Raw genomic sequence first — 16705 nt, 5'->3', positions numbered from 1 at the left:
AGGACGAAGGCGGCCGCCACACCCCGTTCTTCAAGGGCTACCGTCCGCAGTTCTACTTCCGTACCACCGACATCACCGGTGCGGTCGAGCTGCCGGAAGGCGTGGAAATGGTCATGCCGGGCGACAATATCAAGATGGTCGTCACCCTGATCAACCCGGTCGCAATGGACGACGGTCTGCGCTTCGCGATCCGTGAAGGCGGCCGTACCGTCGGCGCCGGCGTGGTCTCCAAGATCATCGAGTAAGTTTGCACTACCGGCGGTTGCATAGCGCTGCCGGTCTCGCGAATGGCGGGCCGGGAACCTCGGTCCGCCTTCGCTGTCTTAGGGAAGGCAAGTTTTTTCCAGTACGCCAGTAGCTCAATTGGCAGAGCAGCGGTCTCCAAAACCGCAGGTTGGGGGTTCGAGTCCCTCCTGGCGTGCCACTTCTCCCTTCCAGCGGCCATGCCGCCACTGCAGCCAGAGCCGGATGAACAGCAAGATCGAGCATTCCAAAGACAACGCCTCCAGCGGGGGTGATATCGTCAAGTACGCCGTTGCAGCCATTCTGGTTGTTGCGGGTCTTTTTGCTTGGTTCTGGTTCGGTGCTCCCGAGCATGCTTCCCAGAGTGCATGGGCCGGTCCGCTTCGCGGTCTGGCCGTTGTGGTTGGCCTGGTGGCCGGCCTTGGCGTGTTCCTGCTGACCGGCAAGGGTCGCGACACGCGTGAATTCCTTTCCGAATCGCGTTTCGAACTGCGCAAGGTGGTCTGGCCGACCCGCCAGGAAGCCATCCGCATGACCTGGGTGGTGGTCGTTGTCGTGATCATCCTCAGCCTGGTCCTGGGCGGATTTGATTTCCTGATTCAGAAAGCGACCCAGTGGTTCCTGGGTCGATAAGGAGAAACCAGTGAAGCGTTGGTACGTCGTTCACGCCTATTCGGGCTTCGAAAAGTCGGTGGCGCAGGCTCTGCGCGATCGCATCGTGCGTGACGAGATGCAGGAGCGCTTCGGTGACGTCCTGGTCCCGACCGAGGAAGTGGTTGAAATGCGCTCCGGCCAGAAGCGCCGTTCCGAGCGCAAGTTCTTCCCGGGCTACGTGCTGGTCCAGATCGAGACCCACGAAGAAAACGGTATCCCGCGCATCGACAACGAAAGCTGGCACCTGGTGAAAGACACCTCCAAGGTGATGGGTTTCATCGGCGGCACCGCCGATCGCCCGCTGCCGATCCGTGACGAAGAGGCCGCCGCCATCCTGGATCGTGTTCAGGAAGGTGTGGAAAAGCCCCGTCCGAAGGTGCTGTTCGAGCCGGGCCAGATGGTCCGCGTCACCGAAGGTCCGTTCAACGACTTCAATGGCGTTGTCGAAGAGGTCAACTACGAGAAGAGCCGTCTGCGCGTCTCGGTGCTGATCTTCGGGCGTGCCACCCCGGTCGAACTCGAGTTCGGCCAGGTCGAAAAGGCCGTCTGACCCACGAGTTGACTGGCGGGATCCGTGGATCCCGCGACAGTCGCGCCGAGCGCTGCCCGGCCGCATTCACGCACCACTCCAAAAACCTGATATAGTGCGCGGCTTCCTGCCAGGAAGCTGGCAAAAGCAAGGGCCGCCGCGAGGTGGCCTTCTGCGTGAATTTTCAAAACGCGATGCCGGGACGCGTGATTCCCGGTCCGATGGGGAGCCTGTTGTCGCAAGGCGCTAGCACCCGGAGAGTACTCACATGGCAAAGAAAGTTGTCGGTTATATCAAGCTGCAGGTGAAGGCCGGTCAGGCCAACCCCTCGCCGCCGGTCGGTCCTGCGCTGGGTCAGCGCGGCCTGAACATCATGGAATTCTGCAAGGCCTTCAATGCTGCCACGCAGAAGCTGGAGCCGGGTCTGCCGGTCCCGGTGATCATCACGGCCTACTCGGACCGTACCTTCACCTTCATCACCAAGAGCACCCCGGCTGCCGTGCTGCTCAAGAAGGCTGCTGGCATCTCCTCGGGCTCCAAGCGCCCGAACACCGACAAGGTGGGCAAGGTGACCCGTAAGCAGCTGGAAGAAATCGCCAAGACCAAGGAAGCCGACCTGACGGCCGCCGACCTGGACGCCGCGGTGCGCACGATTGCCGGTTCTGCCCGTTCCATGGGCCTCGTGGTGGAGGGTTAAGAAGATGGCACAGACCAAGCGTGAGAAGGCCATCAAGGCCGCCGTCGTCCCGGGCAAGGCATATGCCTTCGAGGACGCGATCAAGATCCTGAAGACCGCTACCAAGGCCAAGTTCGTCGAGTCCTTCGACGTTGCCGTGCGCCTGGGCGTGGACGCCAAGAAGTCCGACCAGCAGGTGCGCGGTTCCACCGTGCTGCCGGCCGGTACCGGCAAGAGCGTGCGCGTTGCCGTCTTCGCCCCGGCCGGTGCCAAGGCTGACGAAGCCCTGGCCGCTGGCGCGGAAGCCGTCGGCATGGACGACCTGGCCGAGAAGATGCAGGCCGGCGATCTGAACTACGACGTCGTGATCGCGACCCCGGACGCCATGCGCGTCGTGGGTAAGCTGGGCACCGTGCTCGGCCCGCGCGGCCTGATGCCGAACCCGAAGGTCGGCACCGTCTCGGCCAACCCGGGCGAAGCCGTCAAGAATGCCAAGTCGGGTCAGGTGCGTTACCGCACCGACAAGGCCGGCATCATCCACTGCACCATCGGCAAGGCCGACTTCGCCGAAGACGCGCTGAAGTCGAACCTGCAGGCGCTGCTGATGGACCTGATCAAGGCCAAGCCGGCTACCTCGAAGGGCACCTACCTGCAGAAGGTTTCGGTCAGCTCGACGATGGGCCCGGGCGTCACCGTCGACCAGTCGTCGCTGACCCTGAAGTAATCGTTTCAAGCGGGTATGCGGCTCCGGTCGCGTACCCGTGACATTTGAAGGCAATCCGAGCGGGCATGCCCGCGACGATAGCCGTCAAAGACCGCAGGCGCGGTCGTTGCACACCGGCGACGGGCACGGATGCTCGCATTGGCAGGGAGTCGCCGCCGGCGCAGTACCGATCGCTTAATCGATTCCCCCGGGAATCACCCTGCGTAGATGGTGCCCTTCTGGAGTTTTTCTGGTTTACGCACGTCTGGGTTCTCCCAGGTTGGCCATCCAGGTCTAGAACGGCCCACCCTTGGAACATCGTCCCGATGTTCCCGGTGTCCAGGACGGATGCCGCCCAGGACCGCACACGGCAGGAGCCGTAAGCGGAGTTCAATTGGAGGAGTGCAATGGCTCTCAATCTGTCCCAGAAGCAAGAAGTAGTCGCCGAGCTGGCAGACGTCGCCGCCAAGGCCCACTCCTTGATCGCAGCCGAATACGCTGGCACCACGGTCGCCCAGATGACCGCGATGCGCAAGCAGGCTCGCGAAACCGGCGTTTTCTTGAAAGTTGTCAAGAACACCCTGGCTTCGCGTGCCGTTGAAGGCACCGAGTTCGCAGTCGCACAGGACAAGCTGGTTGGTCCGCTGCTGTATGCGTTCTCGCTCGAGGAGCCCGGCGCTGCCGGTCGCCTGATCAAGGAAGCTGCCAAGACCAACGACAAGCTCAAGGCCAAGGTCGTTTCGATTGGTGGTGAAGTGTTCCCGGCCAGCCACGTTGACGTGCTGGCATCGCTGCCGACCCGCGATCAGGCCCTGGCCATGCTGGCCCGCGTCCTGACCGAGCCGGTCACGATGTTCGCCCGCGCCATCAAGGCCATCGGTGACAAGCAGAATGGCGGTGAAACCGCTGACGCTGCTGAACCGGTCGCCGAGACCGCCTGAGTCGACGTTTCCGTGGTTCCGAACGGAACCTCAACCCAGAAAATTATCCAAAGGTAATCAAAATGTCCCTTACCAACGAACAGATCGTCGACGCCATCGCCGAGAAGTCCCTGATGGAAGTGATGGAGCTGGTCAAGGCCATCGAAGAGAAGTTCGGCGTCTCCGCCGCTGCTCCGGTCGCCGTGGCTGCTGCCGCTGGCCCGGCTGCTGCCGTCGAAGAGCAGACCGAGTTCGACGTCATCCTGAAGTCGGCCGGCGACAAGAAGGTCGAAGTCATCAAGGCTGTCCGCGCCATCACCGGCCTGGGCCTGAAGGAAGCGAAGGACCTGGCTGAAGCCGGCGGCATGATCAAGGAAGGCGCTTCGAAGGACGACGCTGCCAAGTTCAAGAAGGACCTGGAAGCTGCTGGCGCGACTGTCGAAGTCAAGTAAGCACTTCCTTGCCTCGCCATCGAATCACGGCGATGCAGCCAAGGCTGGGGGCGTAAGCCCCCGGCCTTTGGTCGTTTCATGCAGTACCTGATGTAACTAGCCCAACACGGGCTGCGGTCATGCCCCGCCACAGCAGCGCCCCGGCGCGCGGGCAGGGTAGTGGATGCAGACGAGTTGGCAGTTGGAAGTAGCGGGAGAAGGCGTGCTGGTGCCGGCAATACCAGCGACTTCCAACTGACAATTTCAGTTTCCCTTCGGGTCGTGGACGCACGATCCGCACAGCCAAGGTGATACCTCATGACGTCTTATTCGTTCACCGAAAAGAAGCGTATCCGCAAGGATTTCGGCAAGCAGCGCTCGATCCTCGAAGTGCCGTTCCTGCTCGCCATCCAGGTGGATTCCTACCGTGAATTCCTGCAGGAAAACGTCGATCCGGCCAAGCGCACGGACCACGGTCTGCACGCGGCCCTGAAGTCGGTGTTCCCGATTTCCAGCTACAGCGGCAACGCTGCCCTGGAGTACGTCGGCTACAAGCTCGGCGATCCCGTGTTCGACGAGCGCGAGTGCCGCCAGCGTGGCATGAGCTACGGCGCGCCGCTGCGCGTGACCGTGCGCCTGGTGATCTACGACCGTGAGTCGTCCACCAAGGCCATCAAGTACGTGAAGGAGCAGGAGGTCTATCTCGGCGAGATCCCGCTGATGACCGAGAACGGCACTTTCATCGTCAACGGTACCGAGCGCGTCATCGTGTCGCAGCTGCACCGTTCGCCGGGCGTGTTCTTCGACCACGACCGTGGCAAGACCCACAGCTCGGGCAAGCTGCTGTACAGCGCCCGCATCATTCCCTACCGCGGCTCCTGGCTGGACTTCGAGTTCGACCCGAAGGACGCGCTGTTCACCCGTATCGACCGTCGCCGCAAGCTGCCGGTGTCGATCCTGCTGCGTGCGCTGGGCTACAGCAACGAAGAAATGCTGGCCGAGTTCTTCGAGATCAACACGTTCCACATCAACCCCGATGAAGGCGTGCAGCTCGAACTGGTCTCCGAGCGCCTGCGCGGCGAGACCCTGAACTTCGACCTGGCCGATGGCGACAAGGTCATCGTGGAAGCCGGCAAGCGCATCACCGCGCGTCACGTCAAGCAGCTGGAAGCCTCGGGCATTGCCGCCCTGGCCGTGCCGGACGACTACATCGTCGGCCGCATCCTGTCGCACGATGTGGTCGACGCCAACACCGGTGAGCTGCTGGCCCAGGCCAACGACGAAATCACCGATGAGCAGCTGCAGGCCTTCCGCAAGGCCGGCGTGGATGCCGTGGGCACCCTGTGGGTGAACGATCTTGATCGTGGTCCGTACCTGTCCAACACCCTGCGCATCGATCCGACCAAGACCCAGCTGGAAGCCCTGGTCGAAATCTACCGCATGATGCGTCCGGGCGAGCCGCCGACCAAGGACGCCGCGCAGAACCTGTTCCACAACCTGTTCTTCACCTTCGAGCGCTACGACCTGTCCACGGTCGGCCGCATGAAGTTCAACCGCCGTGTCGGCCGCAAGGAAGTCACCGGCGAAGCCGTGCTGTACGACCGCAAGTATTTCGGCGAGCGCAACGACGAAGAGTCCAAGCGCCTGGTCGCCGAGCATGGCGAGAGCTCCGACATCCTGGACGTGATCAAGGTGCTGACCGAGATCCGCAACGGTCGTGGCGTGGTCGATGACATCGATCACCTGGGCAACCGTCGCGTCCGTTCGGTCGGCGAAATGGCCGAGAACGTGTTCCGCGTGGGCCTGGTCCGCGTCGAGCGCGCGGTCAAGGAGCGCCTGTCGATGGCCGAGTCCGAAGGCCTGACCCCGCAGGAGCTGATCAACGCCAAGCCGGTCGCCGCTGCCATCAAGGAGTTCTTCGGCTCCTCGCAGCTGTCCCAGTTCATGGATCAGAACAACCCGCTGTCGGAAGTGACGCACAAGCGCCGCGTGTCCGCACTGGGCCCGGGCGGTCTGACCCGCGAACGCGCCGGCTTCGAAGTGCGCGATGTGCACCCGACCCATTACGGCCGCGTCTGCACCATCGAAACCCCGGAAGGCCCGAACATCGGCCTGATCAACTCGCTGGCCGTGTACGCCCGCACCAACCAGTACGGCTTCCTCGAGACCCCGTACCGCAAGGTGTCCGACGGCAAGGTCTCCGACGAGATCGAGTTCCTGTCGGCGATCGAAGAGAACGAATACGTCATCGCACAGGCCAACGCCCTGACCGACGCGAAGAGCATGCTCACCGAGCAGTTCGTGCCGTGCCGTTACCAGGGTGAGTCGCTGCTGAAGCCGCCGGCGGAAGTCCACTTCATGGACGTCTCGCCGATGCAGACCGTGTCGATCGCTGCCGCGCTGGTTCCGTTCCTGGAGCACGATGACGCCAACCGTGCACTGATGGGCGCCAACATGCAGCGCCAGGCCGTGCCGACTCTGCGTGCGCAGAAGCCGCTGGTGGGTACCGGTATCGAACGCGCCGTGGCCCGCGACTCGGGTGTGACCGTGAACGCCCGTCGTGGCGGCGAGATCGTGCAGATCGACGCCGGCCGCATCGTGGTCAAGGTCAACGAGTCGGAGATCACCGACGCGACCGACGCCGGCGTGGACATCTACAACCTGATCAAGTACACCCGCTCCAACCAGAACACCTGCATCAACCAGCGTCCGCTGGTCGAAGTGGGCAACGTGGTGGCGCGCGGCGACGTGCTGGCCGACGGTCCGTCCACCGACATCGGCGAACTGGCCCTGGGCCAGAACATGCTGATCGCCTTCATGCCGTGGAACGGCTACAACTTCGAAGACTCCATCCTGCTCTCCGAGCGCGTGGTGGAAGAGGATCGTTACACCACGATCCACATCGAAGAGCTGACCTGCGTTGCGCGTGACACCAAGCTGGGGCCGGAGGAAATCTCCGCCGACATCCCGAACGTCTCCGAGCAGGCGCTGAACCGCCTCGACGAGTCGGGCGTGGTGTACATCGGTGCGGAAGTCCGCGCCGGCGACATCATGGTCGGCAAGGTCACGCCGAAGGGCGAAAGCCAGCTGACCCCGGAAGAGAAGCTGCTGCGCGCGATCTTCGGCGAGAAGGCCTCCGACGTTAAGGACAGCTCGCTGCGCGTGCCGCCGGGCATGGACGGCACCGTCATCGACGTGCAGGTCTTCACCCGCGACGGCATCGAGAAGGACAAGCGTGCGCGCCAGATCGAGGAAAACGAGATCAAGCGCGTCAAGAAGGACTTCGACGACCAGTTCCGCATCCTGGAAGGCGCCATCTACGCCCGTCTGCGTTCGCAGATCGTGGGCAAGGTGGTCAACGGCGGCGCCGGCCTGAAGAAGGGCGACAGCGTCACCGACGCCTACCTGGACGGCCTGAAGAAGGCTGACTGGTTCGCGCTGCGCATGAAGGACGAGGACGCCTCCGAAGCCATCGAGCGCGCGCAGAAGCAGATCCAGGCGCACGAGAAGGAGTTCGAGCGTCGCTTCGCCGACAAGCGCGGCAAGATCACCGCGGGCGACGACCTGGCTCCGGGCGTGCTGAAGATGGTCAAGGTGTTCCTGGCCGTGAAGCGCCGCATCCAGCCGGGCGACAAGATGGCAGGCCGCCACGGCAACAAGGGTGTGGTCTCCAACGTGGTGCCGGTCGAAGACATGCCGTACATGGCTTCGGGCGAAACCGTGGACATCGTGCTGAACCCGCTGGGCGTGCCGTCCCGTATGAACATCGGGCAGATCCTGGAAGTGCATCTGGGCTGGGCCGCCAAGGGCCTGGGCCGCAAGATCCAGGGCATGCTCGAGGCGCAGGCCGCGATCACCCAGCTGCGCAGCTTCCTGGACGACATCTACAACCACGACAAGACCCAGGTGGCCAACCACGTGGACCTGTCGCAGTTCAGCGATGAGGAACTGCTGCGTCTGGCCAACAACCTGACCGATGGTGTGCCGATGGCCACCCCGGTGTTCGACGGTGCGACCGAGGCCGAGATCAAGCGCATGCTCGAACTCGCCGACCTGCCGCTGAGCGGCCAGACCCAGCTGTATGACGGCCGCACCGGTGAAGCGTTCGATCGCCACACCACCGTCGGCTACATGCACTACCTGAAGCTGAACCACCTGGTCGACGACAAGATGCACGCCCGTTCGACCGGCCCGTACTCGCTCGTTACCCAGCAGCCGCTGGGCGGCAAGGCGCAGTTCGGCGGCCAGCGCTTCGGTGAAATGGAAGTCTGGGCGCTGGAAGCCTACGGCGCGGCCTACACCCTGCAGGAAATGCTGACGGTGAAGTCCGATGACGTGCAGGGTCGTAACCAGATGTACAAGAACATCGTCGACGGTGAGCACGAGATGGTCGCGGGCATGCCGGAATCCTTCAACGTGCTCGTGAAGGAAATCCGCTCGCTGGCCATCAACATGGAACTGGACGGCAACTGATCGTGCAGGCGCGGCTGCCCCGGCAGCCGCGCCGCCGGATGTGACCTGACAGCCCCATCGACACGAGATTTCCTCCTTTCGGAGAAACACCATGAAAGACTTGCTGAACCTCTTCAACCAGCAGCGCCAGACGCTGGACTTCGACGCGATCAAGATCGCGCTGGCCTCGCCGGATCTGATCCGTTCGTGGTCCTTCGGCGAAGTGAAGAAGCCGGAAACCATCAACTACCGTACCTTCAAGCCGGAGCGTGACGGCCTGTTCTGCGCCGCCATCTTCGGGCCGGTCAAGGACTACGAGTGCCTGTGCGGCAAGTACAAGCGCATGAAGCACCGCGGCGTGGTCTGCGAAAAGTGCGGCACCGAAGTCACCCTGGCCAAGGTGCGCCGCGAGCGCATGGGCCACATCGACCTGGCGTCCCCGGTCGCGCACATCTGGTTCCTCAAGTCGCTGCCGTCGCGCATCGGCCTGATGCTGGACATGACCCTGCGTGACATCGAGCGCGTGCTGTACTTCGAAGCCTATGTGGTGACCGAGCCGGGCCTGACCGCCCTGGAGCGTCGCCAGCTGCTGACCGAAGAGCAGTACCTGCAGGCACGCCAGGAGCACGGTGACGACTTCGACGCCGCAATGGGCGCCGAGGCCGTGTACGAGCTGCTGCGCACCATCGACCTGCAGTCGGAGATGACCCGCCTGCGCGAAGAAATCGCCAGCACCGGTTCGGAAACCAAGCTGAAGCGACTGACCAAGCGCATCAAGCTGGTCGAGGCCTTCCTCGAGTCGGGCAACCGCCCCGAGTGGATGGTCATGACCGTGCTGCCGGTGCTGCCGCCGGACCTGCGTCCGCTGGTGCCGCTGGACGGCGGTCGCTTCGCGACCTCCGACCTGAACGATCTGTACCGCCGCGTCATCAACCGCAACAACCGCCTGCGCCGCCTGCTCGAGCTGAACGCGCCGGACATCATCGTGCGCAATGAAAAGCGCATGCTGCAGGAATCGGTCGATGCGCTGCTGGACAACGGCCGTCGTGGCCGTGCCATCACCGGCACCAACAAGCGCCCGCTGAAGTCGCTGGCCGACATGATCAAGGGCAAGCAGGGTCGCTTCCGTCAGAACCTGCTGGGCAAGCGCGTGGACTACTCGGGCCGTTCGGTCATCGTGGTCGGTCCGTACCTGCGCCTGCACCAGTGCGGCCTGCCGAAGAAGATGGCGCTGGAACTGTTCAAGCCGTTCGTGTTCGCCAAGCTGCAGCGTCGTGGCCTGGCCACCACCATCAAGGCCGCCAAGAAGCTGGTCGAGCGCGAAGAAGCCGAAGTCTGGGACATCCTGGAAGAGGTCATCCGCGAGCACCCGGTGATGCTGAACCGTGCGCCGACCCTGCACCGTCTGGGCATCCAGGCGTTCGAGCCGGTGCTGATCGAGGGCAAGGCCATCCAGCTGCACCCGCTGGTCTGCACCGCGTTCAACGCCGACTTCGACGGTGACCAGATGGCCGTCCACGTGCCGCTCTCGCTGGAAGCCCAGCTGGAAGCGCGTGCGCTGATGATGTCGACCAACAACATCCTGTCGCCGGCCAACGGCGAGCCGATCATCGTGCCGTCGCAGGACGTGGTGCTGGGTCTGTACTACATGACCCGCGCCCTGGAAAACAAGAAGGGCGAGGGCATGGCCTTCGCCAACATCGCCGAAGTCAAGCGCGCCTATGACAACCGCGTGGTGGAACTGCACGCCAAGGTCAAGGTCCGCATCACCGAGGTGGTGACCGACGAGAACGGCGACAAGCAGAACAAGACCTCGATCGTGGACACCACGATCGGTCGTGCCCTGCTGGCCGAAATCCTGCCGGAAGGCCTGCCGTTCGCCCTGGCCAACGTCGAGCTGACCAAGAAGAACATCAGCCGCCTGATCAACTCCAGCTACCGTCAGCTGGGCTTGAAGGACACGGTCGTGTTCGCCGACAAGCTGATGTACACCGGCTTCGCCTACGCAACCCGTGCCGGCGTGTCGATCGGTATCGACGACATGCTGATCCCGGACGAAAAGCGCGGCATCCTCACCGAGGCCGAGGCTGAAGTGCTGGAAATCCAAGAGCAGTACCAGTCGGGCCTGGTCACCGCCGGCGAGCGCTACAACAAGGTGGTCGACATCTGGTCGCGCACCAACGAACGCATCGCCAAGGCGATGATGGACACCATCGGTACCGAGAAGGTGGTCAACGCCAAGGGCGAGACCATCGACCAGAAGTCGATGAACTCGCTGTACATCATGGCCGACTCCGGTGCCCGTGGTTCGCAGGCGCAGATCCGTCAGCTGGCCGGTATGCGTGGCCTGATGGCCCGTCCGGATGGCTCGATCATCGAAACGCCCATCAAGGCGAACTTCCGTGAAGGCCTGAACGTGCAGGAGTACTTCAACTCCACCCACGGTGCCCGTAAGGGTCTGGCCGATACCGCGCTGAAGACGGCGAACTCGGGTTACCTGACCCGTCGTCTGGTCGACGTCGCGCAGGACGTGGTCATCACCGAGGTGGATTGCGGTACCACCGAAGGCCTGACCATGACCCCGATCGTGGAAGGCGGCGACGTCGTGGAGCCGTTGAAGGAGCGCGTGCTGGGTCGCGTCGTGGCCGAGGACGTGTTCCTGCCGGGCAACGATGAAGATCCGATCGTGACCCGCAACACCCTGCTGGACGAACAGTGGGTGGCCAAGCTGGAAGACGCCGGCGTGCAGAGCATCAAGGTGCGCTCGACGATTTCGTGCGCCTCGGCGTTCGGCGTCTGCGGCCGCTGCTACGGCCGCGATCTGGCCCGTGGCCACATCGTCAACATCGGTGAAGCGGTGGGCGTCATCGCCGCACAGTCGATCGGTGAGCCGGGTACCCAGCTGACCATGCGTACGTTCCACATCGGTGGTGCGGCATCGCGTGCGGCTGCGGTGGACAACATCACCGTGAAGACCACCGGTTCGGTGAAGTTCAACAACCTGAAGTCCGTCGAGCATGCCAATGGCTCGCTGGTGGCGGTGTCGCGTTCGGGCGAAATCTCGGTGCTGGATGCGCACGGCCGTGAGCGCGAGCGTTACAAGCTGCCCTACGGCTCGATGATCGCGTCCAAGGACGGTGATGCAGTGAAGGCTGGCCAGACCGTGGCCAACTGGGATCCGCATAACCACCCGATCGTGTCCGAAGTGGCCGGCTTCATCCGCTTCATCGACTTCATCGACGGCGTCACCGTCATCGAGAAGACCGACGAACTGACCGGCCTGGCCTCGCGTGAAATCACCGACCCGAAGCGTCGCGGTTCGCAGGCCAAGGACCTGCGTCCGATCGTGCGTATCGTGGATGCCAAGGGCAATGACCTGACCATCCCGAACACCGATCTGCCGGCCCAGTACCTGTTGCCGCCGCGCTCCATCGTCAACCTGCAGGACGGCGCTGCCGTCGGCGTGGGCGACGTGGTCGCCAAGATCCCGCAGGAAGCGTCCAAGACCCGCGACATCACCGGTGGTCTGCCGCGCGTGGCCGATCTGTTCGAAGCGCGCAAGCCGAAGGATCCGGCGATCCTGGCCGAGCGTTCGGGCATCATCAGCTTCGGCAAGGACACCAAGGGCAAGCAGCGCCTGATCATCAAGGACACCGATGGTTCGGAGCACGAAGAACTGATTCCGAAGTACCGTCAGGTCATCGTGTTCGAAGGCGAGCACGTGACCAAGGGCGAAACCATCGTGGACGGCGAACCGAGCCCGCAGGACATCCTGCGTCTGCTGGGCGTCGAGCCGCTGGCCGCCTACCTGGTCAAGGAAATCCAGGACGTGTACCGCCTGCAGGGCGTGAAGATCAACGACAAGCACATTGAAGTGATCACCCGTCAGATGCTGCGCAAGGTCGAAATCACCGACCAGGGCAGCAGCAAGTTCCTGAATGGCGAGCAGGCCGAGCGCCAGCGCGTCATCGAGGAAAATGCACGTCTGGCCGTCCGCAACGAACTGCCGGCCCGCTTTGACCCGGTCCTGCTGGGCATCACCAAGGCCTCGCTGGCGACCGAGTCGTTCATCTCGGCCGCGTCGTTCCAGGAAACCACCCGCGTGCTGACCGAAGCTGCCGTCCGCGGCACCTCGGACAACCTGCGCGGCCTGAAGGAGAACGTCATCGTCGGCCGCCTGATCCCGGCGGGTACCGGTCTGGCGTACCACTCCCAGCGTCGTCGCGGTGCCTCCGGCCTGACCGACTCGGAGCTGCAGACCCTGGCCGGCACTCCGGTCCTGGCCGACGCCGCACCGGTCGCCGTGGTCGATTCGAGCGACGCCGACCCGGTGGTGGGCGAGGAATGAGAAACCCGGTCCGGCCCCCGGGCCGGACCACCTTCGCGTCGCGGCGGACCGTGGGTCCGACAACATTCGAAGGGGCAGGGCACCACCCCGGTGGTTCCCTGACCTTCCTGCCGGTGGCGTCCGCGCCCCCGATAGGGTAGGATGCCGGCCGGCCCACGCATGGGTCGGTTGACAACCTGAACGGGGGGCAAGGAGAAGGCTCCCCTGTAACGGCCCAGGATCAGGGCTGGCTTGGCGTGTGCGCGGTTGACCGCGTTTTCGCCAGGTTGCTACAATCGTCTGTCTCAGCAGGCCAGATTCCTTGGTCTGCTCGCACATTTCCGCATTCATGGCCAGTTTTTCCCTTGGCCTCTCTCAGAAGAACATACTGATGGCGACGATCAATCAGCTTGTCCGCAAGCCGCGGCAGGCCACCACTTACAAGAGTGCCTCGCCGGCACTTGATAAGTGCCCCCAGCGCCGTGGCGTCTGCACGCGCGTGTACACCACCACCCCGAAGAAGCCGAACTCGGCGCTCCGCAAGGTTGCCAAGGTCCGCCTGACCAACCAGGAAGAGGTCATCAGCTACATCGGTGGCGAAGGCCACAACCTGCAGGAGCACTCCGTGGTCCTCATCCGCGGCGGTCGCGTCAAGGATCTGCCGGGTGTGCGTTACCACACCGTGCGTGGCTCGCTGGACGCCTCCGGCGTTGCCAAGCGTCGTCAGGGCCGTTCCAAGTACGGCGCCAAGCGTCCGAAGAGCTAAGGGAAAGTACACATGTCTCGTAAAGGTAATACGCCGCAGCGCTCCGTCCTGCCGGATCCCAAGCACGGAAGTGAAACCATCGCGCGCTTCATCAACATGGTGATGCTGAGCGGCAAGAAGTCCGTCGCTGAAAAGATCGTCTATGGCGCCATGGACGTGATCGGTGAGAAGAACCCGAACTCCGTCGAGCTGGTGCAGAAGGCTCTGGACAACGTGGCTCCGTCGGTCGAAGTCAAGTCCCGCCGCGTCGGCGGTGCGACCTACCAGGTGCCGGTCGAAGTGCGTTCGTCGCGCAAGATGGCGCTGGCCATGCGTTGGCTGATCGACTCCGCTCGCAAGCGTGGTGAAAACACCATGCCGAAGAAGCTGGCTGCCGAACTGCTGGACGCCTCGGAAAATCGTGGTGGCGCCATCAAGAAGCGCGAAGAAACCCACCGCATGGCCGAAGCCAACAAGGCCTTCGCCCACTACCGCTGGTGAGTTTGACGGCCTTGTAAAACAGGCACGGCAGCACCATTGAGGTGCTGCCTCGCGGCCCCAGAAGGGCTGCGCCAATCCGAAGGCCGCCGAAAGGCGGCGTTCGGCCATCCGAATTCCAAGAAATTGAGAGGCTCCCGTGGCCCGCACCACTCCCATCGAGCGTTACCGTAACTTCGGCATCATGGCCCACATCGATGCCGGCAAGACCACCACGTCCGAGCGCATCCTGTTCTACACCGGCAAGAGCCACAAGATCGGTGAAGTGCATGACGGCGCTGCCACCATGGACTGGATGGAGCAGGAGCAGGAGCGTGGCATCACGATCCAGTCCGCTGCCACCACCGCGTTCTGGAAGGGCATGGACAAGTCCCTGCCGGAGCACCGCTTCAACATCATCGATACCCCCGGACACGTTGACTTCACCATCGAAGTGGAGCGCTCGCTGCGCGTGCTCGACGGTGCGGTGTTCGTGCTGTGCGCCGTCGGTGGCGTGCAGCCGCAGTCGGAAACCGTGTGGCGCCAGGCCAACCGCTACAAGGTGCCGCGCATCGCGTTCGTCAACAAGATGGACCGCACCGGTGCCAACTTCACCAAGGTCGTTGGCCAGCTGAAGGCCAAACTGGGTGCCGTCGCCGTGCCGATGCAGCTGCCGATCGGCGCTGAAGAAGGCTTCAAGGGCGTGGTCGACCTGCTCAAGATGAAGGCCATCCATTGGGATGAAGCCTCGCAGGGCATGAAGTTCGAATACCTGGACATCCCGGCCGACATGAAGGAAGAGGCTGAAGAAGCCCGTACCTACATGATCGAAGCGGCTGCCGAAGCCAGCGAAGAGCTGATGGAAAAGTACCTGGGCGGCGAAGAGCTGACCGAGGCTGAAATCATCTCGGCGCTGCGCGCGCGCACCCTGGCCACCGACATCGTGCCGATGTACTGCGGCTCGGCGTTCAAGAACAAGGGCGTGCAGGCCATGCTGGACGGCGTGGTGCAGCTGCTGCCGTCGCCGATCGACGTGCCGGACGTGACCGGTACCGACGTCGACGACGAAACCATCGAGATGAGCCGCAAGTCCGACGACAAGGCTCCCTTCTCGTCGCTGGCCTTCAAGATCATCACCGACCCGTTCGTGGGCGCGCTGACCTTCTTCCGTGTCTACTCGGGCACGCTGAACGCCGGCGACCAGGTGATGAACTCGGTCAAGGGCAAGAAGGAGCGCATCGGCCGCATCCTGCAGATGCACTCCAACGATCGCGAAGAAATCAAGGAAGTGCTGGCCGGTGACATCGCCGCTGCCGTGGGTCTGAAGGACACCACCACGGGCGACACCCTGTGCTCGCTGGATCACCCGATCATCCTGGAGCGCATGGTGTTCCCGGAGCCGGTGATCTCGATGGCCGTCGAACCGAAGACCAAGTCCGACCAGGAAAAGATGGGTCTGGCCTTGGGCCGTCTGGCGCAGGAAGATCCGTCGTTCCGCGTCAAGACCGACGAAGAATCCGGTCAGACCATCATCTCGGGCATGGGCGAGCTGCACCTGGACATCATCGTTGACCGCATGAAGCGCGAGTTCAACGTCGAAGCCAACGTCGGCAAGCCGCAGGTTGCGTACCGCGAAACCATCCAGGCCGCGGACGTCAAGTCGGATTACAAGCACGCCAAGCAGTCCGGTGGTAAGGGTCAGTACGGTCACGTCGTGATCGAGCTGTCGCCGATCACCGCTGAAGACCGCGCCGATCCGAAGATCGCTCCGATGATCAAGGACGATTTCCTGTTCATCAACGACATCACCGGTGGCGTGATTCCGAAGGAATTCATTCCGTCGATCGAAAAGGGCCTGCGCGAAACCATCACCAGCGGTCCGCTGGCTGGCTTCCCGGTCGTTGACGTCAAGGTCAAGCTGGTGTTCGGCTCGTACCACGACGTCGACTCCTCGGAAATGGCGTTCAAGCTGGCGTCCTCGATGGCCTTCAAGCAGGGCTTCGCGAAGGCCAAGCCGGTTCTGCTGGAGCCGATCATGAAGGTCGAGATCGTGACCCCGGAGGATTACCAGGGTGACGTGATGGGCGACGTGAGCCGTCGTCGTGGCGTTCTGCAGGGTTCCAGCACCACCGGTGACGGTTCGGCCAGCATCATCAACGCGATGATCCCGCTGGGTGAAATGTTCGGTTATGCCACCTCGCTGCGTTCGCAGACCCAGGGTCGTGCGACGTTCACGATGGAATTCGACCACTACGAGCCGGCGCCGAACAACATCGCCGAAGCCGTGGTCAAGAAGGCCTGAGCGTAAGCTCAGGTCTTTACCTCCCTCTTTTCTGATATCCAAGGTATACAACAATGGCAAAGGGTAAGTTCGAGCGCACCAAGCCGCACGTCAACGTCGGCACCATCGGTCACGTCGATCACGGCAAGACCACGCTGACCGCCGCACTGACCAAGATCGGCGCCGAGCGCTTCGGTGGCGAGTTCAAGGATTACTCCGCGATCGACGCCGCGCCGGAAGAAAAGGCACGTGGCATCACGATCTCGA

At 63.2% G+C, this 16705-nt stretch carries 13 protein-coding genes and 1 tRNA gene; all 14 read left to right on the top strand.

Annotated elements, in window-relative coordinates; all coding sequences use genetic code 11:
* On the top strand, positions 1-245 hold a 245-nt coding region (locus tag GDJ08_RS19880), incomplete at its 5' end, for an EF-Tu C-terminal domain-related protein (protein ID WP_484600335.1).
* A 103-nt stretch (positions 246-348) separates the two neighbouring features.
* Positions 349-424, top strand: a tRNA-Trp gene (locus tag GDJ08_RS19875).
* A gap of 44 nt (positions 425-468) precedes the next feature.
* The gene (gene secE / locus GDJ08_RS19870; RefSeq protein WP_017356000.1) at positions 469-876 is read left to right on the top strand and encodes a preprotein translocase subunit SecE; all 408 of its coding nucleotides are present in this window, start codon (positions 469-471) and stop codon (positions 874-876) included.
* 10 nt (positions 877-886) lie between these two features.
* Positions 887-1447 (top strand): transcription termination/antitermination protein NusG, encoded by a 561-nt coding sequence (nusG, locus tag GDJ08_RS19865; protein WP_017356001.1) that lies wholly within the window; start codon positions 887-889, stop codon positions 1445-1447.
* Between the two features lie 247 nt (positions 1448-1694).
* Positions 1695-2123 carry a 50S ribosomal protein L11 gene (gene rplK, locus GDJ08_RS19860; RefSeq protein ID WP_017356002.1) on the top strand — a complete coding sequence of 143 codons (429 nt, stop codon included), beginning with the start codon at positions 1695-1697 and terminating at the stop codon, positions 2121-2123.
* A gap of 4 nt (positions 2124-2127) precedes the next feature.
* On the top strand, positions 2128-2826 hold the full coding sequence (gene rplA / locus GDJ08_RS19855) for a 50S ribosomal protein L1 (RefSeq protein ID WP_017356003.1): 699 nt from the start codon (positions 2128-2130) through the stop codon (positions 2824-2826).
* A 386-nt stretch (positions 2827-3212) separates the two neighbouring features.
* Positions 3213-3746, top strand: coding sequence for a 50S ribosomal protein L10 (gene rplJ / locus GDJ08_RS19850; RefSeq protein ID WP_017356004.1), 534 nt, complete (start codon positions 3213-3215; stop codon positions 3744-3746).
* Between the two features lie 62 nt (positions 3747-3808).
* Positions 3809-4177 carry a 50S ribosomal protein L7/L12 gene (gene rplL / locus GDJ08_RS19845; RefSeq protein ID WP_017356005.1) on the top strand — a complete coding sequence of 123 codons (369 nt, stop codon included), beginning with the start codon at positions 3809-3811 and terminating at the stop codon, positions 4175-4177.
* A 297-nt stretch (positions 4178-4474) separates the two neighbouring features.
* On the top strand, positions 4475-8629 hold the full coding sequence (gene rpoB / locus GDJ08_RS19840; RefSeq protein ID WP_017356006.1) for a DNA-directed RNA polymerase subunit beta: 4155 nt from the start codon (positions 4475-4477) through the stop codon (positions 8627-8629).
* A 91-nt stretch (positions 8630-8720) separates the two neighbouring features.
* The gene (rpoC, locus tag GDJ08_RS19835) at positions 8721-12956 is read left to right on the top strand and encodes a DNA-directed RNA polymerase subunit beta' (RefSeq protein WP_017356007.1); all 4236 of its coding nucleotides are present in this window, start codon (positions 8721-8723) and stop codon (positions 12954-12956) included.
* 370 nt (positions 12957-13326) lie between these two features.
* The gene (rpsL, locus tag GDJ08_RS19830; RefSeq protein WP_017356008.1) at positions 13327-13701 is read left to right on the top strand and encodes a 30S ribosomal protein S12; all 375 of its coding nucleotides are present in this window, start codon (positions 13327-13329) and stop codon (positions 13699-13701) included.
* A 12-nt stretch (positions 13702-13713) separates the two neighbouring features.
* Positions 13714-14181: a 30S ribosomal protein S7 gene (rpsG, locus tag GDJ08_RS19825; protein WP_017356009.1), complete on the top strand. Its 468-nt coding sequence runs from the start codon at positions 13714-13716 to the stop codon at positions 14179-14181.
* A 136-nt stretch (positions 14182-14317) separates the two neighbouring features.
* A complete protein-coding gene (gene fusA / locus GDJ08_RS19820) occupies positions 14318-16459 on the top strand; it encodes an elongation factor G (RefSeq protein ID WP_153165567.1) in 2142 nt (713 codons plus the stop codon).
* A 53-nt stretch (positions 16460-16512) separates the two neighbouring features.
* Positions 16513-16705, top strand: a 193-nt coding sequence (locus GDJ08_RS19815; protein ID WP_229296507.1) for a GTP-binding protein, incomplete at its 3' end; no start/stop codon positions are given.

The organism is Stenotrophomonas nematodicola (genome assembly GCF_009467805.1).
Lineage (GTDB): Bacteria > Pseudomonadota > Gammaproteobacteria > Xanthomonadales > Xanthomonadaceae > Stenotrophomonas > Stenotrophomonas nematodicola.
This window is presented reverse-complemented; position numbering and strand designations above follow the sequence as displayed.

What these genes read in the sequence shown, in the direction of transcription:
- secE (WP_017356000.1), top strand. Translation starts at nt 469, where the DNA reads ATGAACAGCAAGATCGAGCATTCCAAAGACAACGCCTCCAGCGGGGGT.
- rplK (WP_017356002.1), top strand. Translation starts at nt 1,695, where the DNA reads ATGGCAAAGAAAGTTGTCGGTTATATCAAGCTGCAGGTGAAGGCCGGT.
- rplA (WP_017356003.1), top strand. Translation starts at nt 2,128, where the DNA reads ATGGCACAGACCAAGCGTGAGAAGGCCATCAAGGCCGCCGTCGTCCCG.
- rplJ (WP_017356004.1), top strand. Translation starts at nt 3,213, where the DNA reads ATGGCTCTCAATCTGTCCCAGAAGCAAGAAGTAGTCGCCGAGCTGGCA.
- rplL (WP_017356005.1), top strand. Translation starts at nt 3,809, where the DNA reads ATGTCCCTTACCAACGAACAGATCGTCGACGCCATCGCCGAGAAGTCC.
- rpoB (WP_017356006.1), top strand. Translation starts at nt 4,475, where the DNA reads ATGACGTCTTATTCGTTCACCGAAAAGAAGCGTATCCGCAAGGATTTC.
- rpoC (WP_017356007.1), top strand. Translation starts at nt 8,721, where the DNA reads ATGAAAGACTTGCTGAACCTCTTCAACCAGCAGCGCCAGACGCTGGAC.
- rpsL (WP_017356008.1), top strand. Translation starts at nt 13,327, where the DNA reads ATGGCGACGATCAATCAGCTTGTCCGCAAGCCGCGGCAGGCCACCACT.
- rpsG (WP_017356009.1), top strand. Translation starts at nt 13,714, where the DNA reads ATGTCTCGTAAAGGTAATACGCCGCAGCGCTCCGTCCTGCCGGATCCC.